Origin of the sequence: Yokenella regensburgei (assembly GCF_003634235.1) — a bacterium.
In the GTDB taxonomy this organism is placed as follows: domain Bacteria; phylum Pseudomonadota; class Gammaproteobacteria; order Enterobacterales; family Enterobacteriaceae; genus Yokenella; species Yokenella regensburgei.
This window is the reverse complement of the sequence record NZ_RBIZ01000008.1, coordinates 44,789-64,572: the sequence shown is the minus strand read 5'-3', so window position 1 is coordinate 64,572 and position 19,784 is coordinate 44,789. Positions and strand designations below refer to the sequence as shown.

General features: G+C 55.9%; 20 protein-coding genes. 12 read left to right on the top strand and 8 right to left on the bottom strand.

The window, feature by feature from the left end; all coding sequences use genetic code 11:
• Positions 1-128 precede the first annotated feature (128 nt).
• A complete protein-coding gene (gene metJ / locus C7387_RS21840; RefSeq protein ID WP_006817950.1) occupies positions 129-446 on the top strand; it encodes a met regulon transcriptional regulator MetJ in 318 nt (105 codons plus the stop codon).
• Between the two features lie 48 nt (positions 447-494).
• Here metJ and rpmE read toward each other — a convergent pair whose 3' ends face one another.
• Positions 495-707, bottom strand: coding sequence for a 50S ribosomal protein L31 (gene rpmE, locus C7387_RS21835; protein ID WP_006817951.1), 213 nt, complete (start codon positions 705-707; stop codon positions 495-497).
• Between the two features lie 207 nt (positions 708-914).
• Here rpmE and priA point away from each other — a divergent pair, with 207 nt between their 5' ends.
• The 7 genes from priA (at position 915) to rraA (ending at position 8,933) form a co-directional block, all read left to right on the top strand.
• On the top strand, positions 915-3,110 hold the full coding sequence (gene priA, locus C7387_RS21830) for a primosomal protein N' (protein ID WP_120817491.1): 2,196 nt from the start codon (positions 915-917) through the stop codon (positions 3,108-3,110).
• 151 nt (positions 3,111-3,261) lie between these two features.
• Positions 3,262-4,290, top strand: coding sequence for a DNA-binding transcriptional regulator CytR (gene cytR / locus C7387_RS21825; RefSeq protein WP_038253270.1), 1,029 nt, complete (start codon positions 3,262-3,264; stop codon positions 4,288-4,290).
• Positions 4,291-4,383: 93 nt separating this feature from the next.
• A complete protein-coding gene (gene ftsN / locus C7387_RS21820) occupies positions 4,384-5,394 on the top strand; it encodes a cell division protein FtsN (protein ID WP_120817490.1) in 1,011 nt (336 codons plus the stop codon).
• Positions 5,395-5,484: 90 nt separating this feature from the next.
• Positions 5,485-6,015 (top strand): ATP-dependent protease subunit HslV, encoded by a 531-nt coding sequence (gene hslV, locus C7387_RS21815; protein ID WP_038253276.1) that lies wholly within the window; start codon positions 5,485-5,487, stop codon positions 6,013-6,015.
• 9 nt (positions 6,016-6,024) lie between these two features.
• The gene (gene hslU / locus C7387_RS21810; protein ID WP_006817957.1) at positions 6,025-7,359 is read left to right on the top strand and encodes an HslU--HslV peptidase ATPase subunit; all 1,335 of its coding nucleotides are present in this window, start codon (positions 6,025-6,027) and stop codon (positions 7,357-7,359) included.
• Positions 7,360-7,426: 67 nt separating this feature from the next.
• Positions 7,427-8,356, top strand: coding sequence for a 1,4-dihydroxy-2-naphthoate polyprenyltransferase (gene menA / locus C7387_RS21805; RefSeq protein WP_006817958.1), 930 nt, complete (start codon positions 7,427-7,429; stop codon positions 8,354-8,356).
• Between the two features lie 91 nt (positions 8,357-8,447).
• On the top strand, positions 8,448-8,933 hold the full coding sequence (gene rraA / locus C7387_RS21800) for a ribonuclease E activity regulator RraA (protein ID WP_120817489.1): 486 nt from the start codon (positions 8,448-8,450) through the stop codon (positions 8,931-8,933).
• A 66-nt stretch (positions 8,934-8,999) separates the two neighbouring features.
• Here rraA and pfkA read toward each other — a convergent pair whose 3' ends face one another.
• The 3 genes from pfkA to cpxP form a co-directional block, all read right to left on the bottom strand.
• The gene (gene pfkA / locus C7387_RS21795) at positions 9,000-9,962 is read right to left on the bottom strand and encodes a 6-phosphofructokinase (RefSeq protein WP_006817960.1); all 963 of its coding nucleotides are present in this window, start codon (positions 9,960-9,962) and stop codon (positions 9,000-9,002) included.
• A 186-nt stretch (positions 9,963-10,148) separates the two neighbouring features.
• Positions 10,149-11,054 (bottom strand): CDF family cation-efflux transporter FieF, encoded by a 906-nt coding sequence (gene fieF / locus C7387_RS21790; RefSeq protein WP_006817961.1) that lies wholly within the window; start codon positions 11,052-11,054, stop codon positions 10,149-10,151.
• Between the two features lie 137 nt (positions 11,055-11,191).
• Positions 11,192-11,692, bottom strand: a complete 501-nt coding sequence (gene cpxP, locus C7387_RS21785; RefSeq protein WP_006817962.1) for a cell-envelope stress modulator CpxP — start codon at positions 11,690-11,692, stop codon at positions 11,192-11,194.
• A 150-nt stretch (positions 11,693-11,842) separates the two neighbouring features.
• On the opposite strand from cpxP, the gene cpxR reads away from it, so the two are divergent.
• Both cpxR and cpxA read left to right on the top strand, forming a co-directional pair.
• The gene (cpxR, locus tag C7387_RS21780; protein WP_006817963.1) at positions 11,843-12,541 is read left to right on the top strand and encodes an envelope stress response regulator transcription factor CpxR; all 699 of its coding nucleotides are present in this window, start codon (positions 11,843-11,845) and stop codon (positions 12,539-12,541) included.
• Complete coding sequence (cpxA, locus tag C7387_RS21775) at positions 12,538-13,911, top strand: envelope stress sensor histidine kinase CpxA (protein WP_006817964.1); 1,374 nt, start codon at positions 12,538-12,540, stop codon at positions 13,909-13,911. Before cpxR ends, cpxA begins: the two co-directional genes overlap by 4 nt.
• Before the next feature lie 37 nt (positions 13,912-13,948).
• On the opposite strand, the gene yiiM is transcribed toward cpxA, so the two are convergent.
• Positions 13,949-14,623 carry a 6-hydroxyaminopurine reductase gene (yiiM, locus tag C7387_RS21770; RefSeq protein WP_120817488.1) on the bottom strand — a complete coding sequence of 225 codons (675 nt, stop codon included), beginning with the start codon at positions 14,621-14,623 and terminating at the stop codon, positions 13,949-13,951.
• A 156-nt stretch (positions 14,624-14,779) separates the two neighbouring features.
• Between yiiM and C7387_RS21765 the strand changes: the two genes are divergently transcribed.
• Positions 14,780-15,673 carry a dihydrodipicolinate synthase family protein gene (locus C7387_RS21765; RefSeq protein WP_120817487.1) on the top strand — a complete coding sequence of 298 codons (894 nt, stop codon included), beginning with the start codon at positions 14,780-14,782 and terminating at the stop codon, positions 15,671-15,673.
• Positions 15,674-15,720: 47 nt separating this feature from the next.
• On the opposite strand, the gene kdgT is transcribed toward C7387_RS21765, so the two are convergent.
• Together kdgT and sodA are read right to left on the bottom strand one after the other, a co-directional pair.
• Positions 15,721-16,704, bottom strand: coding sequence for a 2-keto-3-deoxygluconate transporter (gene kdgT / locus C7387_RS21760; RefSeq protein WP_006817967.1), 984 nt, complete (start codon positions 16,702-16,704; stop codon positions 15,721-15,723).
• 258 nt (positions 16,705-16,962) lie between these two features.
• Positions 16,963-17,583: a superoxide dismutase [Mn] gene (gene sodA, locus C7387_RS21755; RefSeq protein ID WP_038253403.1), complete on the bottom strand. Its 621-nt coding sequence runs from the start codon at positions 17,581-17,583 to the stop codon at positions 16,963-16,965.
• A gap of 287 nt (positions 17,584-17,870) precedes the next feature.
• Here sodA and rhaT point away from each other — a divergent pair, with 287 nt between their 5' ends.
• Positions 17,871-18,905: an L-rhamnose/proton symporter RhaT gene (gene rhaT / locus C7387_RS21750; protein WP_040903123.1), complete on the top strand. Its 1,035-nt coding sequence runs from the start codon at positions 17,871-17,873 to the stop codon at positions 18,903-18,905.
• Here the strand turns inward: rhaT and rhaR are convergent, their stop codons facing one another.
• Positions 18,906-19,754, bottom strand: a complete 849-nt coding sequence (rhaR, locus tag C7387_RS21745) for an HTH-type transcriptional activator RhaR (protein ID WP_120817486.1) — start codon at positions 19,752-19,754, stop codon at positions 18,906-18,908.
• Positions 19,755-19,784 lie beyond the last annotated feature (30 nt).

The window sequence follows — 19,784 nt, the reverse complement described above, 5'->3', positions numbered from 1 at the left end:
ATTAGCGCACATCTACAGAGGCATTATTCGTGTCACCGTCGTGCCTCTACGGTAAACTACGCGCGTTTATGGTCTGAACGGTCGGTTCAGGACCTTTTATTAATGACAGAGAGGATTAAAGGTATCTCATGGCTGAATGGAGCGGCGAATATATCAGCCCATACGCTGAGCACGGTAAGAAGAGTGAACAAGTAAAGAAAATTACAGTTTCCATTCCTCTGAAGGTGTTAAAAATCCTCACCGATGAACGTACTCGTCGTCAGGTGAACAACCTGCGTCATGCCACCAACAGTGAACTGCTGTGTGAAGCGTTCCTGCATGCGTTTACCGGTCAACCGTTACCTGATGATAACGATCTGCGCAAAGAGCGTAGCGACGAAATTCCGGAAGAAGCGAAAGTGATTATGCGTGAGCTGGGGATCGACCCGGAGACGTGGGAATACTGAGTTTCAGATACAAAAAAAGCGCCTTGCGGCGCTTTTTTTTCGGGTTGCTTATTTAGCGCCCGGGATGCTGAAACGCTTGTTGAAGCGGTCAACACGGCCACCGGTAGCAACGTCACGCTGCTTGCCAGTGTAGAACGGGTGGCATTTGCCGCACACGTCCAGGTTCAGATCGTGACCCACGGTGGAGTTGATCTTGATGATGTTACCGCAAGAACAAGTTGCAGTAACTTCTGCGTAATTCGGGTGAATACCTTTTTTCATGGGAGAACCTCAGTTAAGGCCGCGTCGCTCTTCCGGCCCTAACGCCAGACACCACGCGATGTTAATAATATAGTTGTTGATGCGAGATTAATGTGCACCAAAGGCGGCGAATCATACAGAATCTGACCGTCGTATGCAAACTGATCCGCACGTCACTGGTTACTAATGTGTATACTAACGCGCCACATTTCAAGTCAGGAAGATTCGATGCCCGTCGCTCACGTTGCCCTGCCCGTTCCGCTGCCCCGCACCTTTGATTATCTGCTGCCCGACAGCATGAGCGCCAAAGCCGGGTGTCGTGTGCGAGTACCGTTTGGTAAGCAGGAGCGCGTGGGCATTGTGGTTTCGGTAAGCGAACAGAGCGAGCTGCCGCTGGCGGAGCTTAAAAGCGTTGTTGAAGTGCTGGACGGCGAGCCGGTTTATTCGCACTCGGTCTGGCGGCTGCTGCTGTGGGCGGCAGAATATTACCACCACCCGGTGGGTGACGTGCTGTTTCACGCCCTGCCCATTCCTCTGCGCCAGGGCAAACCGGCCAGCGCCGCACCGCTGTGGTACTGGTTTGCCACGGAAGAGGGCCAGGTCGTCGATATCAACTCGCTGAAGCGTTCGGCAAAACAGCAGCGCGCGCTGGCAGCCTTACGCACCGGAAAAATCTGGCGTCACCAGGTGGCTGAGCTTGAGCTCGACGAAGCGGGATTCCAGGCGCTGCGCAAAAAAGGCCTGAGTGAACTAGGCTCTGAAGCACCGGCGATGACCGACTGGCGCGACGGCTACGCGGTGGCCGGTGAACGTCTGCGGCTCAATACCGAGCAGGCCACCGCCGTGGGCGCTATTCATAGCGAATCCGATCGGTTTTCCGCCTGGCTGCTGGCCGGGGTTACCGGCTCCGGCAAAACCGAAGTCTATCTGAGCGTACTGGAAAACGTGCTGGCAAAGGGCAAACAGGCGCTGGTGATGGTGCCGGAAATCGGCCTGACCCCGCAAACCATCGCCCGTTTTCGTGAACGTTTTAACGCGCCCGTTGAGGTTCTGCACTCCGGGCTTAACGACAGCGAACGGCTTTCGGCGTGGCTGAAGGCCAAAAACGGCGAGGCGGCAATTGTCATCGGCACCCGCTCGTCGTTGTTTACCCCGTTCAAAAATCTCGGCGTTATCGTCATCGACGAAGAGCACGACAGCTCCTACAAGCAGCAGGAAGGCTGGCGCTATCACGCCCGCGACCTGGCGGTATACCGGGCGCACAGCGAGCAAATCCCTATCATCCTCGGCTCCGCTACCCCGGCGCTGGAAACGCTACACAACGTCCGCCAGGGCAAGTATCGCCAGCTGCGCTTAACCCAGCGTGCCGGTAACGCGCGTCCGGCAAATCAGCACGTGCTGGATATGAAAGGCCAGCAGCTGCAGGCGGGGCTCTCTCCTGCGCTGATAAGCCGTATGCGCCAGCACCTGCAGGCGGATAACCAGGTGATTTTGTTCCTGAACCGTCGCGGATTCGCCCCGGCGCTGCTGTGCCACGACTGCGGCTGGATTGCCGAATGTCCGCGCTGCGACAGCTATTACACGCTGCACCAGGCGCAGCAGCATCTGCGCTGCCACCATTGTGACAGCCAACGACCGGTTCCTCGCCAGTGTCCCTCATGCGGTTCCACGCACCTGGTGCCGGTAGGGCTGGGCACGGAACAGCTGGAGCAGGCGCTGGCGCCGCTGTTCCCGGGCGTACCGGTCTCCCGCATCGACCGCGATACCACCAGCCGTAAGGGCGCGCTGGAGCAGTATCTGGCGGAAGTACATCGCGGCGGTGCACGTATCCTGATTGGCACCCAGATGCTGGCAAAAGGGCACCATTTCCCCGACGTCACGCTGGTGTCACTGCTCGACGTTGACGGCGCGCTGTTCTCCGCCGATTTCCGTTCCGCCGAGCGTTTCGCCCAGCTTTATACTCAGGTTTCGGGGCGTGCCGGACGCGCTGGCAAGCAGGGGGAAGTTATCCTGCAAACGCACCACCCGGAACACCCGCTGCTACAAACCCTGCTCCACCAGGGCTACGACGCCTTTGCTCAACAGGCGCTGGCAGAACGACAGACCATGCAGCTTCCGCCGTGGACCAGCCACGTGCTTATCCGCGCCGAAGATCACAACAATCAGCAGGCACCGCAGTTTCTTCAGCAACTGCGTAACCTGATCCAGGCAAGCCCGCTGGCGGACGACAAGCTGTGGGTACTGGGCCCGGTTCCGGCGCTGGCGCCAAAACGCGGGGGCCGCTGGCGCTGGCAAATTTTGCTGCAGCATCCGTCACGCATTCGTCTGCAGCACATCGTTAGCGGAACCCTGGTGCTCATCAATACGCTGCCGGAATCCCGCAAGGTAAAATGGGTGCTGGACGTTGACCCCATTGAAGGCTAATGCCCGATGCTGCGAGCCAGATCGATAAATTCAACATTCATCACACTTTTCATGAAAATTCTGTAACTCCCCTGCTTAACTATCTGATAAAAATGTGGGCTGATGTCAGAGACAGCGGATGTCTCTGCGCCCATCAGCGAGGAGAGTTCAGGTGAAACCCAAAAAAGAGGTTGTCTCAGCAACCATGAAGGACGTCGCCCTCAAGGCAAACGTCTCGACGGCAACCGTGTCCCGCGCGTTAATGAATCCCGATAAAGTGTCGCAGAGTACCCGTAACCGCGTGCAGCAGGCGGCGCTGGAGGTGGGTTATCTCCCGCAATCCCTCGGGCGCAACACGAAGCGCAATGAGTCGCGAACGATTCTGGTGATTGTGCCGGATATCTGTGACCCCTTCTTCAGCGAAATCATTCGCGGTATCGAAGTGACGGCGGCCCAGCAGGGTTACCTGGTGCTGATTGGCGACTGCGCCCATCAGAATCAGCAGGAAAAAACCTTCATCGATCTCATCATTACCAAACAAATTGACGGCATGCTGCTGCTCGGCTCTCGCCTGCCGTTTGATGCCAGCATTGAGGAGCAACGGAATCTGCCCCCGATGGTGATGGCCAACGAATTTGCGCCAGAACTGGAACTGCCAACGGTGCATATCGATAACCTGACGGCGGCGTTTAACGCGGTGAATTATCTTCATGAGCTGGGGCATCAGCGAATTGGCTGTATCGCCGGGCCAGAAGAGATGCCGCTGTGCCATTATCGTCTGCAGGGTTACGTGCAGGCCCTGCGCCGCAGCGGCTTAACGGTTGACCCCCACTATATTGCGCGCGGCAATTTCTCCTTTGAAGCGGGCGGTCAGGCGCTGGCTCAGCTGATGGCGCTGCCAAAACCGCCAACGGCGGTCTTCTGCCATAGCGATATCATGGCGCTCGGCGCGCTCTCGTGGGCAAAGCGTCACGGGATCCGGGTACCGGAAGATTTGTCGATTATCGGCTTCGATAACATCTCACTTTCCGAGTTTTGCGACCCGCCGCTCAGCACCGTAGCGCAGCCGCGTTTCCGCATTGGTCAGGAAGCGATGCTACTGTTACTTGACCAGCTCCACGGGCAAAACGTCAGTAGCGGATCGCGCCTGCTGGACTGTGAACTGGTCGTTCGCGGCAGCACACGAAAAATAAACCCCTAAAGTAAATAGCTTTCGGACTCGGTCTTCTGGTCAAAGCCCCGCCGCTTAAGTAACATGGCGGGCTGATGAACGAATAAATACAGCGAAACGATAGTGGCACAACGAGATTATGTACGCCGCAGCCAACCGGCTCCTTCGCGGCGCAAAAAGAGCCCCTCACGGAACTCGAGGAAAAAGCAAAGCAGCTTTCCTTCCGTTTCACCCGCTATGGTTGCCATTGCGGCAGCGGTGCTGGTGGCCTTTATCGGTGGCCTGTACTTTATTACCCACCACAAGAAAGAGGAAGCTGACACCCTGCAGGGTCGTCAGGTGACGGGTAACGGCCTTCCGCCAAAACCGGAAGAGCGCTGGCGTTACATTAAAGAGCTGGAAACACGTCAGCCAGGCGTCCGTGCGCCAACGGAACCTTCTGCCGGCGGCGAAGTGAAAAACGCTCAGCAGTTGACGGATGAGCAGCGCCAGTTGCTCGCACAAATGCAGGCAGATATGCGCCAGCAGCCAACGCAGCTGACCGAAGTCCCGTGGAATGAACAGACCCCGGCGCAGCGTCAGCAGACGTTGCAGCGTCAGCGTTTAGCTCAACAGCAAAACCAGGCGCAACAACAGCAGACACAGCAGCAGTGGTCGCAAACTCAGCCGGTACAGCAGCCGCGCACCGCTCCTCGTGTAGCGGAGCAGCCATACCAGCAGACACAGACGGTACAGACGCCACCGCGTCAGACCCCGCCGCCAAAAGCGGCCACGACCAGCCAGCAGCCGTACCAGGATCTGTTGCAGACCCCTGCGCACACGGCCGCACAGCAGCCAAAAGCGCAGCAGGCCGCACCGGTTACCCGTGAGCCAGAAGCACCAAAAGCCACGGCGGAGAAGAAAGACGAGCGCCGCTGGATGGTACAGTGTGGTTCGTTTAAAGGCGCTGACCAGGCCGAAACCGTGCGTGCACAGCTCGCGTTTGAAGGTTTTGACTCACGCATCACCACCAACAACGGCTGGAATCGCGTGGTCATTGGGCCGTTGAAAGGTAAAGATAATGCCGACGGAGTCCTCAGCCGTCTGAAGGTTGCCGGACACTCAAACTGCATTCGTCTCGGCGCCGGGGGTTGAAACCCCTAAATTCTCCCCCATCTATAATTGCATTCTGCCCCGTACACTGTGCGGGGCGCGTATTTCGATTTACACCCAGGGGGTCTGCTCGTGACAACAATAGTTAGTGTTCGCCGCAACGGTCATGTTGTGATTGCCGGTGATGGTCAGGCCACGCTTGGCAATACCGTCATGAAAGGCAACGTGAAAAAAGTCCGCCGTCTGTACAACGACAAAGTCATCGCCGGTTTTGCGGGCGGTACTGCAGATGCCTTCACGCTGTTTGAACTGTTTGAACGTAAACTGGAAATGCACCAGGGCCACCTGGTGAAAGCCGCCGTTGAGCTGGCAAAAGACTGGCGTACCGACCGGATGCTGCGCAAGCTCGAAGCGCTGCTGGCGGTGGCAGATGAAAACGCCTCGCTCATCATCACCGGTAACGGTGACGTTGTGCAGCCAGAAAACGATCTTATCGCCATTGGTTCCGGTGGCCCTTATGCGCAGGCTGCGGCCCGTGCGCTGCTGGAAAACACCGATATGGGCGCCCGCGACATCGCGGTTAAAGCGTTGGATATTGCAGGTGATATCTGCATCTACACCAACCATTTCCACACCATCGAAGAATTGACCTCTAAAGCGTAAGGATCTCCCATGTCTGAAATGACCCCACGCGAAATTGTGAGCGAACTGAACAAACACATCATTGGTCAGGACGCTGCCAAACGCTCTGTGGCTATCGCCTTGCGTAACCGCTGGCGCCGTATGCAGCTGGATGAAGAGCTGCGCCACGAAGTCACCCCGAAAAACATTCTGATGATCGGCCCAACCGGCGTCGGGAAAACCGAAATCGCCCGTCGTCTGGCGAAGCTCGCCAACGCGCCGTTCATCAAAGTTGAAGCAACCAAGTTCACTGAAGTGGGCTATGTCGGGAAAGAAGTGGATTCTATCATCCGCGATCTGACCGATTCTGCTATCAAGATGGTTCGCGTTCAGTCCATCGAGAAAAACCGCTACCGCGCCGAAGAGATGGCGGAAGAGCGCATTCTCGACGTGCTGATCCCACCGGCTAAGAACAACTGGGGCCAGGCTGAAGCCGCTCAGGAACCGTCTGCAGCCCGTCAGGCATTCCGCAAAAAACTGCGTGAAGGCCAGCTCGACGATAAAGAGATTGAAATCGATCTCGCTGCCGCGCCGATGGGCGTTGAGATTATGGCGCCTCCGGGTATGGAAGAGATGACCAGCCAGCTGCAGTCCATGTTCCAGAACCTGGGCGGCCAGAAGCAGAAACCGCGTAAGCTTAAAATCAAAGACGCGATGAAGCTCCTGATTGAAGAAGAAGCCGCGAAGCTGGTTAACCCGGAAGAGCTGAAGCAGGACGCCATCGACGCCGTTGAGCAGCACGGTATCGTGTTCATCGACGAAATCGACAAAATCTGTAAGCGCGGCGGCAACAGCTCCGGCCCGGACGTGTCCCGTGAAGGCGTACAGCGCGACCTGCTGCCGCTGGTGGAAGGCTGCACCGTCTCCACCAAGCATGGCATGGTCAAAACCGATCATATCCTGTTCATCGCCTCTGGCGCATTCCAGGTTGCCAGCCCGTCAGATCTGATCCCAGAGCTGCAGGGCCGTCTGCCAATCCGCGTTGAGCTGCAGGCGCTGACCACCGAAGATTTCGAGCGTATTCTGACCGAGCCAAACGCTTCTGTAACCGTACAGTACAAAGCGCTGATGGCGACCGAAGGCGTAAACATTGAATTCACTCAGGACGGTATTAAACGCATTGCGCAGGCCGCCTGGCAGGTGAACGAGACCACCGAAAACATCGGTGCTCGCCGTCTGCACACCGTACTGGAGCGCCTGGTCGAAGACATCTCTTACGATGCCAGCGATCTCGGCGGTCAGACCATTACTATCGATGCAGATTACGTGAGTAAACATTTAGATGCATTGGTGGCAGATGAAGATCTGAGCCGTTTTATTCTATAATCGCGGTAAATGCATTTTCATCTTTGTTGATGGGGGCTATTGGCCCCCATTTTTATTGGCGCTATTTATGACTGAATCGCAACCCATTAGCCGCACTCGGGCCTGGCTGGAAAGCCTGCGCCCTAAAACGTTACCTCTCGCGTTTGCCGCGATTGTTGTCGGGACTACGCTCGCCTGGTGGCAAGGCCATTTCGACCCGCTGGTCGCCGTGTTGTCGCTGATTACCGCCGGTCTGCTGCAGATCCTGTCGAACCTCGCAAACGACTACGGTGATGCCGTCAAAGGCAGCGATAAGCCTGACCGCATCGGGCCGCTGCGCGGTATGCAGAAAGGGGTTATCACCCAGCAGCAGATGAAACGCGCGCTGATCGTTACCGTGGCGCTAATCTGTCTGTGTGGCCTGGGACTGCTGTTCGCAGCCTGGCAGGGTATCGGCGATTTCATTGGTTTCCTGGTGCTCGGTGGCCTCTCCATTATTGCCGCCATCACCTACACCGTGGGCACCCGCCCGTACGGTTACATTGGCCTTGGCGATATCTCGGTGCTGGTGTTCTTCGGCTGGCTGAGCGTGATGGGGAGTTGGTATCTGCAGGCGCATAACCTGCACCCGGCCATTTTCCTGCCGGCCACCGCCTGTGGCCTGCTGGCTGCCGCCGTACTGAACGTTAACAACCTGCGCGACATCAACAGCGACAGGGAGAACGGTAAGAACACGCTCGCGGTACGCCTGGGGCCTCAGCTTGCCCGCCGCTATCACGCCTGCCTGCTGATGGGCGCGCTGCTGTGTCTGGCGCTGTTTAACCTTATCTCGCTGCACAGCGCCTGGGGCTGGCTGTTTATTCTTGCCGCGCCGCTGCTGGTGAAGCAGGCACGCTATATTCTGCGCGAGCAGGATCCGGTCGCGATGCGTCCGATGCTGGAAAAAACCGTGAAAGGTGCGCTGCTGACTAACCTGTTGTTTGTCGTGGGAATAGTGCTAAGCCGGGTCCTCGCGTAACTGACAAATATCAATTAACAATTGATGATTTTGCAAACAGAGCGCCAGGCGCGATATACTAAAAATTCTCGCAGCAACTGAAGTTAAGCCTATGAAATACGATACCTCCGAGCTTTGTGACATGTACCAGGAAGATGTCAACGTCGTAGAACCGCTGTTCTCCAACTTTGGGGGACGGTCATCGTTTGGTGGACAGATAATCACGGTGAAGTGTTTCGAGGATAACGGGTTGCTGTACGATATGCTCGAACAGAACGGCCGTGGTCGCATTCTACTGGTCGATGGTGGCGGTTCTGTCCGTCGCGCCCTGATCGATGCCGATTTGGGCCGTCTTGCCATGCAGAATGAGTGGGAAGGCATTGTGATCTACGGTGCCGTGCGTCAGGTCGATGACCTGGTAGATCTCGATCTGGGCATCCAGGCGCTGGCCGCTATTCCGGTGGGTGCAGCGGGTGAAGGCATTGGCGAAAGCGACGTTCGCGTCAATTTCGGCGGCGTGACCTTCTTCTCCGGCGACCATCTGTATGCCGACAACACCGGTATCATCCTGTCGGAAGATCCGCTCGACATCGAGTAATCGGCTGCCAGACAGTAAAAAGGCCTTCTCAATGAGAAGGCCTTTTTGTTTGTCGCTGATGCGAAATCAGTACAGTTTTTTCGCGCAGTCCAGCCAGTCGGTCTTGAACGGACGCTTCATGTTCTCGATGGCATCGATGATGTCGTGGTGAACCAGTTTCTCGTTCTGGATACCAACACAACGGCCACCGTGGCCCTGCAGCAGCAGGTCGATAGCGTACGAGCCCATACGCGACGCCAGGATGCGGTCGTAAGGGCAAGGTGAACCACCGCGCTGAATGTGGCCCAGAACGGTTGCACGGGTCTCACGCTTGGTTTCCGTCTCGATGTACTTCGCCAGCTCGTCAACGTCGCAGATGTGTTCGGTGATAGCAACAATCGCGTGTTTCTTACCTTTCGCAATACCCGCTTTGATTTCCGCGACCAGATCTTCGCGGCTGAATTCCACTTCAGGTACAACAACGAACTCACAGCCGCCGGCAATAGCTGCCGCCAGGGTCAGGTCGCCACAGTAGCGGCCCATCACTTCAACGATAGAGATACGTTGGTGCGAAGAGGAGGTGTCGCGCAGACGGTCAATGGCTTCAACGACGGTACCCAGCGCGGTGAAGAAACCGATGGTGTAGTCGGTGCCTTTAATATCGTTGTCGATAGTGCCCGGCAGGCCCACGCATGGGAAGCCCATTTCCGTCAGGCGTTTTGCACCCATGTAGGAACCGTCACCACCGATAACAACCAGCGCATCCAGGCCGCGTTTTTTCATGTTCTCGATAGCCACCTGACGGATATTTTCGTCACGGAATTCCGGGAAACGAGCGGAACCGAGGAAAGTACCACCGCGGTTGATCATATCGGAAACGCTGTAACGGTCGAGCTGAACCATACGATCTTCATACAGACCCAGGTAGCCGTCATATATACCAAAAACTTCCAGTCCTTCCGATAACGCTGCGCGCACAACGCCACGGATCGCCGCGTTCATGCCTGGGGCATCACCGCCACTTGTCAACACACCGATTTTCTTAATCATGACTACCTCTGAACTTAGGAATGCTAATAATTAATTCTTCTGCCCGAAGCGCTCCCACCTGAAGGGAGTGAACGACTCTATAGAGCCATAGTATAACAAGAGCTTCGTGCTGAATTGATTCAGGTCAGACCAAACGGCGGTAAATTATACAAAAAATGCCCGCCAGGCCCACTCCTTTTCATCCGATTACGAAAGTTCAAAACGCCCTTGTCGTCCCTGCGGAACAACCGAGCACGGATCCTGATGAATAATGACATCGGATCCCGGAAAACGCAGCAAAATTGCTTGCTCTACCTGCTCAGCCACCAGATGCGCCTGAACCAGCGGTAGGTTGTCTTCCATTTCCAAATGAATCTGAATAAAGCGGGTCGGCCCTGACTGCCGCGTGCGAAGATCGTGAGCCCCACTGACGCCTGGCCAGCTCGTCACGATAGAGATAATTTCTTTGCGCTCTTCGTCTGGCAACGCGCGATCCAGCAGCGACTGCACCGCTTCATAACCCATACGCAATGCGCTATATAAAATATAGACGCCAATACCTAATGCAAACAGCGCATCAGCCCGGTGCCAGCCGTACCACGACAGCCCCAGCGCGACCAGAATGGCACCGTTCATCATAACATCTGATTGATAATGTAGCATATCTGCGCGCACCGCCTGGCTTTGCGTGCGGCGCACCACCCAGCGCTGAAACGTCACCAGCACAATGGTGCTAAAAAGCGCGATAATAGTGACAATAATCCCGATTCCCGGCTGATTCATGGGTTCCGGACGCACCAGATGGTCGATACCGGTCAGGAACAGAAAAAGCGCCGATCCAGAAATAAACATACTTTGCGCCAATGCCGCCAGCGATTCCGCTTTCCCATGACCGAAGGTGTGCTCTTCATCGGCGGGCTGCAGTGAATAACGCACCACCAGCAGGTTAGTCAGCGATGCCGCAATATCCACCAGCGAATCGACCAACGCCGCCAGAATACTGACGGAACTCGTGTACCACCATGCGAAAATTTTTATCACCAGCAACAGCGATGCCATCACCGTTGCAGCAATTGCCGCCCGACTAATCAGCCGGCCATAGGATTGATTCATATGCGCTCCAGAGGTTCTCTGGGGCTAGTATAGCGGATCGCTTTAGCGGAGAATTTGCTAAATAAAGGACAAAAAAAACCCCCACATCATGTGGGGGAAGACAGGGATGGTGTCTATGGCAAGGAAAACAGGGTTTGTTACTGGTTGCTACGGGTATTGCTACTTGAAACTGTTATCGCAGAGCTCTGCGGCATCCGTGCAACTTCACGCAACTGGTCCATTCGTTGCTGGTGTCTCTCTTGTAAAACCGCCTGCTGCTCCGGTGTTAGCAGGTTGTACATCTGGTTGCGTACCTTCGCCATTTCGACCTGGCGAGCAACCTGCTCCTGCGCCATCTTTTCTGCCTGAGCGCGGACAGCGGTTTCATCAAATTTTTCGGCGGTGACAAGCTGATGCATTGTCTCCATTTCGTTGATACTCACGGGCGGGCGTTCGTGCCTGGCCCTGTGCATTAAATCCCGCATCTGTTGACGCTGATGTTCGGTTAAACTTATGCCGTCAAACATATGTCCCTGGCTGTTTCGCTGCGCACTCCCTTCAGTCGGGTGCCAGTTAACGCCGGTGACGACTTCAGCTGCCTGGCTAAATCCACTTAGCACTAGCGTTGAGGCCATGACGGCAGCGGTAACTTTGCGCATCACTTGCTCCCAAAAACTTTTGTGTCGCGATTCAACGAGAGACAGTCTACGATTCAGGCTGCAAACATGCGTCAGGGGGTGTAAAACAACGTAAAGTCATGGATTAGCGTGCCTTGATGACGTAATTTCTGCCTCGGAGGTATTAAACCAATGAACAAAATCTTATTAGTTGATGACGATCGGGAGCTTACCTCCCTGCTGAAGGAGCTGCTCGACATGGAAGGCTTCAACGTTCTGGTTGCCCATGATGGCGAACAGGCGCTGGCGCTTCTCGATGACAGCATCGACCTGCTTTTGCTCGACGTGATGATGCCGAAGAAAAATGGCATCGACACCCTTAAAGAGCTACGTCAGACACACCAGACACCCGTGATTATGCTGACCGCTCGCGGCAGCGAACTGGACCGCGTTCTGGGCCTTGAGCTCGGCGCGGACGACTATTTACCTAAACCGTTCAACGATCGTGAACTGGTGGCCCGTATTCGCGCAATTCTGCGCCGTTCCCACTGGAGCGAGCAGCAGCAAAACACCGATAACGGCTCACCAACGCTGGAAGTGGACGCACTCAGCCTGAACCCGGGCCGCCAGGAAGCCAGCTTTGACGGGCAAACCCTGGAACTGACCGGTACCGAATTCACGCTGTTGTATCTGCTGGCGCAGCATCTGGGGCAGGTGGTGTCACGTGAACACCTGAGTCAGGAAGTGTTGGGCAAGCGCTTAACGCCGTTTGATCGCGCAATCGATATGCATATTTCGAACCTGCGCCGCAAACTGCCTGAGCGTCAGGACGGCCATCCGTGGTTTAAAACCCTGCGCGGCCGCGGCTATCTGATGGTGTCCGCTTCATGATAGGAAGTTTGACCGCACGCATCTTTGCCATTTTCTGGTTATCCCTGGCACTGGTGCTGATGCTGGTTCTGATGTTGCCAAAGCTCGACTCACGCCAGATGACCGAACTGCTGGAAAGCGAACAGCGTCAGGGCATGATGATCGAGCAGCACGTCGAAGCGGAACTGGCGAACGATCCGCCGAACGACCTGATGTGGTGGCGGCGGCTGTTTCGCGCCATCGACAAATGGGCCCCTCCGGGGCAGCGTTTGTTGCTGGTCACCAGTGAAGGCCGCGTGATCGGCGCAGAACGCAGCGAGATGCAGATCATTCGTAACTTTATCGGCCAGGCCGATAACGCCGATCATCCGCAGAAGAAAAAGTACGGCCGGGTAGAACTGGTCGGCCCTTTCGCCATTCGTGATGGGGAAGACAACTACCAGCTGTACCTGATTCGACCGGCGAGCAGTTCGCAGTCTGATTTTATCAACCTGCTGTTCGACCGACCTCTGCTGCTGCTGATTGTCACAATGCTGGTCAGCTCACCGCTGCTGCTGTGGCTGGCATGGAGCCTGGCCAAACCGGCGCGTAAGCTCAAGAACGCGGCAGATGAAGTGGCGCAGGGTAACCTGCGACAGCATCCGGAGCTTGAGGCGGGCCCTCAAGAGTTCCTGGCAGCAGGCGCCAGCTTTAACCAGATGGTGACCGCGCTGGAGCGCATGATGACCACCCAGCAGCGTTTGCTGTCTGACATCTCGCACGAACTGCGTACGCCGTTAACGCGCCTGCAGCTGGGCACCGCGCTGCTGCGACGCCGCGCGGGTGAGAGCAAAGAGCTGGCACGTATTGAAACCGAGGCTCAGCGTCTGGACAGCATGATCAACGATCTGCTGGTCATGTCGCGCAATCAGCAAAAGAACGCGCTGGTCAGCGAAACCCTGAAGGCGAACCAGCTCTGGGGTGAAGTGCTCGACAACGCGGCCTTTGAGGCTGAGCAAATGGGCAAATCGTTTACCGTGGAATATCCACCTGGCCCGTGGCCGCTGTACGGTAACCCGAATGCGCTGGAAAGTGCGTTTGAGAATATCGTTCGCAACGCCCTGCGTTACTCGCACACCAAAATCTCGGTGGCGTTTGCGGTGGATAAAGACGGCATTACGATAAACGTTGATGACGATGGTCCGGGCGTCAGTCCGGAGGACAGAGAGCAAATCTTCCGTCCGTTCTACCGTACCGACGAGGCTCGCGATCGTGAATCTGGCGGTACCGGGCTGGGACTGGCGATTGTTGAAACCGCCATTCAGCAGCACCGTGGCTGGGTGAAGGCAGACGACAGCCCGCTTGGTGGCCTGCGCCTGACCATCTGGCTGCCGCTATACAAACGAGATTAAGACGTTACTCCGCCCTCTCCCGCAACGGAGAGGGCGTTTACGCGCCCCACAATCGCCGCGAATTATCTTCAATCACACCGCTTAACCGACGCTTCTGCATCGTTCTGGTCCAGCTGGTCGACAATCCTGCTGCCGACAGCAAACGGTGGTACTGCTCATCGTCAAACGGCATATGCCAGGCAATCGCCGCCGCTTCACGTACCGAAATATCGCTCACCCGCGAAACCAGCTCCAGCGGCGCATCGCTGGACACGTTGCCCGCGGCAACCACGCGATACAGCCAACCTACTTTACCGCTGGCCTGCATCTGCGATGACATGTCACTGATATTGAAATGGAAATTCAACTTGAAGCACGGGGAACGTGGCTGAGTCACCTGAATCAACGCCTCACCCCAACGGTAGATATCCCCGATGTAGACGCTCTCTTCGGTCATCCCCACCGTCGACAGATTCTCGCCGAATGCCGGGGCGCAGAACTGCTCAGCCAGCTCCGGGAACTCTCGCGCCCACTCGGCGTAGTGCTCGCGCGGGTAGTGGCACAGCGCGCGCTCCGGCCCGCCGTGTATCTTTTTCTCGGCCTGTTCGTCGCCTTCCAGCCCAAGCTCCGTTAGCTTCAGCTCGCCGTCAACCTGCACTTTGCCAATGGCGCTCGGCCTGCTGCCGGCGTAATCACGGATTGTACCTGTAAATACTTCCACCGCATGTCGCATCTGTTTTCCCTTCCTTCGTCGCCTGGTGGCCTTATTAGAGCATAAATTTTGCGCATCGACTGCGTAAAATGCGACGAGCATAGCGCTTATGGTGGGCGAATCATGGTATCTCTTTATGGAAATTGAAACGGCATTTCACAATGAGGAGTTAACGACGTGACCAGTCATTCACAGTTTGCCGGCGTCTGGTGTCCTTCAATCACCCCGATGGATGCACAGGGACAACTAGATCTGCAGGGCCTCGCAAAACACCTTGAACGCCTGACCGCCGCACGCATCGATGTGCTGCTACTAATGGGCAGCATTGGTGAATTCGCTTCCTTAACTCTCGAGGAGCGCTTAACGCTAATTCGCGAGGCACGAGCAATGTCGCCGTTGAAAATGGTGGCTAACGTCTCTTCCACCTGCGTGAGTGATATTCTGCGCATGGCGCAGGAGGCCTGGCAGTGCGATTATGACGCGGTGATGGTGCTGCCACCCTACTACTATGGGCAAACGCCACGCCAGCTTCTGAGCTACTTCCGCGAGCTTGGTAGTCAGTTCAGCGGCAAGTGGTTCGCCTATAACTTCCCGGCGCGAACCGGGTGCGATATCACTCCTGAAATCACCGCAACGCTTGCCAAAGAGTTTGCCAATTTCGCCGGTATCAAAGACACGGTCGACTGCCAGTCGCACACCCGTAATACCATTCTCGCCACCGAATCAGTGCGTCACGATTTTGCCGTACTCTCGGGTTACGACGAGTACTACATTCCCAATCTGCTGGCGGGCGGCGCGGGGATTATCTCCGGGCTGAACAACATCGTTCCGGAGCTGTTCGTGCAGGCGCGGGATGCCTGGGAGGAACGGGATCTGCAGACGCTGTATAACGTCCAGCGTGAAATCAGCCGCTTTATGTCGATTTACACCATCGGTGACGACTTCGTCACCACCATCAAAACCGCTGTCTCACACAAGAACGGCTATTGCCAGCCTCACTCACGCAACTTTGCGGGTGAACTTTCAGTGGCACAGTGCCAGCAGATAGACCACCTTTTCGCGCTCAACTAACGATAAAAGCCCCGTAGTTCGGGGCTTTTTCATCGAAGCAGGGTTATCTATTTTACCGTTTCGCGGATCTCAACCTTCGCCGCTTCACCTTTCACCCTGCGCGACCACATAGAGGTGATGATAGGTACCAGAATCGACGTCACAATCACCGAAGTCGCAACCAGCGACGTCGCGGCCGGTGCAATCGGTTTAAACGCGGGCACCATCTCTGCAATCAGCACCGGCGTTGCGACAGCAGCACCGGCGGAACTTGAAGCAGCAATACCTGCCGTACCGTCGCCGCCCCCGATGAGCTTATCGGCAAGAATCAGCGGGATACCGGTGATGATGATCACCGCCACGCCCAGCAGCACACCGAGCAGGCCGGTCTGCGCAATCACGCTCAAATCAATCGTATTACCCAGCGCGAACGCGAAGAACGGGATCAGCGTCTGCACCGCTTTGCTGAAGAATTCACGCAGCTCAGGATCGAGGTTACCGAGCGCAAAACCGACAAGGAACGGCAGCACTGCGCCGACAAATACGTGAGGCTCGAAGGAGGCAATCCCGGCGGTACCGAGGATAACCATGGTCATCAGCGGGCCGGACTCCAGCGACATCAGGACAAACGCCCCGGCCTCTTCTTTGGTGCCGTACTGCTGCATTACCGAGGCGTACAGCCCGCCGTTGGTCATGTCCATCGCCGCCACCAGCGCCAGCGTCGACAACCCGGCAAAGAAACCGGCTTCAACGCCATGCTCCGGAATGATGCGGGAAGCTATCGCCGCCACAATCCACGCCACAGCGATTTTGGTCACCACCAGCGTGCCGGATTTACGCAGCACGGTACCGGTGGCGCTCAGTTTGATAGAAGCCCCCATGCAGAAGAACCAGACGGCCAGAATCGGTACGGTTCCGGTGATCATCCCGTTGGTAAAGGAGCCAAAGTATTTACCCGCATCCGGGGAGAAGGTATGGCACAGAGCGCCCAGAAACAGCGGCACTAACATCATGCCACCAGGGATTTTCTCAATCGCACGTTTAATCTGCATATCGCCACCTGACTCGATCAATGTAATGTTGTGGCCGCTGATTTCTGTTGTTGTATGCACGCGTCAGCGGTGTCGTTGCAGCCACAATAGACATTCACGAATCAGATAAAAGTGATCCAATTTGCAAAATGAAACTGTATTTCATAATTATCAGATCATTGTTTTCTGTTGGTGACGTGTATCACAGGAGGCGGGTAGCAGGCATAAAAAAACCCCGCCGATTGAGCAGGGTTATCATCACGCCAGAGGCGTCAGAACTTATTTTTTAGCAGCAAAACGTGCAGCGGCTTCGTCCCAGTTCACAACGTCCCAGAACGCTTTGATGTAGTCCGGGCGACGGTTCTGGAATTTCAGGTAGTAAGCGTGTTCCCACACGTCCAGGCCCACAATCGGGAAGCCGGAAGCGCCGGAAATAGCTTCACCCATCAGCGGGGAGTCCTGGTTTGCGGTAGAAACGATAGCCAGTTTGTCACCTTTCAGTACCAGCCACGCCCAGCCAGAGCCGAAACGGGTTGCAGCGGCTTTTTCAAACTCAGCTTTGAAGTTGTCTACGGAACCGAAGTCGCGCTCGATGGCGGCTTTCAGGTCACCCTGCAGGGTGGTGCCGATTTTCAGGCCTTTCCAGAACAGGCTGTGGTTCGCGTGACCGCCAGCGTTGTTACGCAGTACGGTTTTTTTGTCAGCCGGCAGTTGATCCAGTTTAGCGATCAGTTCTTCTGCAGACAGGTTGGCGAATTCTGGCAGGCTTTCCAGCGCGGCATTGGCGTTGTTGACATAAGCCTGGTGATGCTTGGTGTGATGGATTTCCATCGTCTGCTTATCGAAGTGCGGTTCCAGTGCATCATAAGCGTACGGCAGGGATGGCAGTGTATAGCTCATTTTCATCTCCAGTATTATCGGGCGGCAGAGGTGTTAACGCCGCGTAAGCAGTGGGTTCATTATAGTTAATTAAATGATATTGAAAATGATTATCAATGCCGTAGTTTTCCTGTGGATATCCTCGCCGGTTATCTCGTTGATTCTGTGAGACAGCTCACCCGTAGTACGCGCTTTTTGCCAGCCCGGAACGCTTTGCGGCAAGGGGTCGAAGGTTAATCAGTTGTATGATTTTTACACTCATCCCGTCAGATGAAGATTCATCGACGACAACGATGAGGATAAGAAAAATGAGTCACGCGATTACGATGGGGATCTTTTGGCATTTAATAGGTGCGGCCAGCGCAGCCTGTTTCTATGCACCGTTCAAGAAAGTGAAAAACTGGTCGTGGGAGACCATGTGGTCGATAGGCGGCATTGTCTCCTGGATAATACTGCCGTGGATTGTCAGCGCCCTGCTGCTGCCTGATTTCTGGGCCTATTACCGCTCCTTTTCCGCCTCTACGCTGCTGCCGGTGTTTCTGTTCGGCGCTATGTGGGGGATCGGCAATATCAACTATGGCCTGACCATGCGCTATCTTGGCATGTCGATGGGGATCGGCATTGCTATCGGTATTACTCTGGTGGTTGGTACGCTGATGACGCCGATTATTAACGGCAACTTTGACGTTCTGATCCACACCTCCGGCGGTCAGATGACCCTGCTTGGTGTTCTGGTGGCGCTGATTGGCGTTGGGATTGTGACCCGAGCAGGTCAACTCAAAGAGCGCAAAATGGGCATTCAGGCGGAAGAGTTCAATCTGAAAAAAGGCCTGGCGCTGGCTGTCATGTGCGGGATTTTCTCGGCCGGCATGTCGTTTGCCATGAACGCCGCCAAACCTATGCATGAAGCTGCCGCGGCGCTGGGCGTTGACCCGTTATACGTTGCGCTACCGAGCTACGTCATCATTATGGGCGGCGGCGCGGTTATCAACCTGGGCTTCTGCTTTATTCGTCTGGCGAAAGTTAAAAATCTGTCGGTAAAAGCCGACTTCTCGCTGGCAAAATCGCTCATCATCAGCAATATCCTGCTTTCGGCGCTGGGCGGTCTGATGTGGTATCTGCAGTTTTTCTTCTACGCCTGGGGACACGCCAGCATTCCGCCACAGTACGACTACATGAGCTGGATGCTGCACATGAGTTTCTACGTGCTGTGCGGTGGCCTGGTAGGGCTGGTGCTCAAAGAGTGGAAAAACGCAGGTCGCCGCCCGGTGAGCGTGCTGAGCCTCGGCTGCGTGGTGATCATCATCGCTGCTAACATTGTGGGTCTTGGTATGGCGAACTAGTCAGACTAACGCGCGACTGCGATGACGCCACTGGCCTGGCGTCATCCCCGTTTCCCGATTAAACACCACTGAGAAATAGTTACTGTCTTCAAATCCGCACATCATCGCAATGTCGCTTATCATTCCCGGCGAATGCTGTAACAGATACTGGGCGTGGCAAATCCGCAGCTGGCGCAAATACTGGCCGACGGTCATGCCGGTCTGCTGACGAAACTGCTGACGCAATGCGCGCTCGCTGCAGCCTTCCTGCTCACAAAAACGCTCCAGCGTGAAGGGGCGGTTAAGGCTCCCCGCCAGCGCCGTAATCAGTTTATCGAGCAGCGTTTCGCTGTCGGTCGCCGCGAGGTTATCGGTAGCGTAACGATGACGACTCAACGTCAGCACCAGTTGAGCAAACAGCAGTTCTGCCATATTCCCCGCAAGTGGGTCATCCTTCAGGTTTTCATGCTCCAGCTGGCTTATTACCTGCCGCGCCAGCGTCATTCCGTTACTGCCGATGCGCCAGTGAGGTTGCCGGGGCGAACCGTTAAAACCGGGAATATACGCTGCCCAGTCGAGGTTAAGCGTTAGCCGCTCCGGGCAGTAGATAATATTCTGCAGCACCAGAGAGTTTACCGAGGCGTAGGCGTGCTTATCTTCGGCGCGAATATAGAACAGATCGCCGCGGGTGATACGGTAGGGACGGTCGTTGAGGATGTGCAGGCCATTGCCGCGCCACACCAGCACCAGCTCGCAGAATTCGTGGGTATGTTCGGCAAAAACGTTTTGCGGGTAGCGGTCAGCCACCGCCACCGCCTGAGCGGGCGAGGCAAAAAATTCCGCTTTTTGCAGGATAAGTTCACCGGACACGACGTCACCTCACTGTATGAAGCCGGATAT

What these genes read in the sequence shown, in the direction of transcription:
- metJ (WP_006817950.1), top strand. Translation starts at nt 129, where the DNA reads ATGGCTGAATGGAGCGGCGAATATATCAGCCCATACGCTGAGCACGGT.
- rpmE (WP_006817951.1), bottom strand. Translation starts at nt 707, where the DNA reads ATGAAAAAAGGTATTCACCCGAATTACGCAGAAGTTACTGCAACTTGT.
- priA (WP_120817491.1), top strand. Translation starts at nt 915, where the DNA reads ATGCCCGTCGCTCACGTTGCCCTGCCCGTTCCGCTGCCCCGCACCTTT.
- hslU (WP_006817957.1), top strand. Translation starts at nt 6,025, where the DNA reads ATGTCTGAAATGACCCCACGCGAAATTGTGAGCGAACTGAACAAACAC.
- menA (WP_006817958.1), top strand. Translation starts at nt 7,427, where the DNA reads ATGACTGAATCGCAACCCATTAGCCGCACTCGGGCCTGGCTGGAAAGC.
- rraA (WP_120817489.1), top strand. Translation starts at nt 8,448, where the DNA reads ATGAAATACGATACCTCCGAGCTTTGTGACATGTACCAGGAAGATGTC.
- pfkA (WP_006817960.1), bottom strand. Translation starts at nt 9,962, where the DNA reads ATGATTAAGAAAATCGGTGTGTTGACAAGTGGCGGTGATGCCCCAGGC.
- fieF (WP_006817961.1), bottom strand. Translation starts at nt 11,054, where the DNA reads ATGAATCAATCCTATGGCCGGCTGATTAGTCGGGCGGCAATTGCTGCA.
- cpxP (WP_006817962.1), bottom strand. Translation starts at nt 11,692, where the DNA reads ATGCGCAAAGTTACCGCTGCCGTCATGGCCTCAACGCTAGTGCTAAGT.
- cpxR (WP_006817963.1), top strand. Translation starts at nt 11,843, where the DNA reads ATGAACAAAATCTTATTAGTTGATGACGATCGGGAGCTTACCTCCCTG.
- cpxA (WP_006817964.1), top strand. Translation starts at nt 12,538, where the DNA reads ATGATAGGAAGTTTGACCGCACGCATCTTTGCCATTTTCTGGTTATCC.
- yiiM (WP_120817488.1), bottom strand. Translation starts at nt 14,623, where the DNA reads ATGCGACATGCGGTGGAAGTATTTACAGGTACAATCCGTGATTACGCC.
- kdgT (WP_006817967.1), bottom strand. Translation starts at nt 16,704, where the DNA reads ATGCAGATTAAACGTGCGATTGAGAAAATCCCTGGTGGCATGATGTTA.
- sodA (WP_038253403.1), bottom strand. Translation starts at nt 17,583, where the DNA reads ATGAGCTATACACTGCCATCCCTGCCGTACGCTTATGATGCACTGGAA.
- rhaT (WP_040903123.1), top strand. Translation starts at nt 17,871, where the DNA reads ATGAGTCACGCGATTACGATGGGGATCTTTTGGCATTTAATAGGTGCG.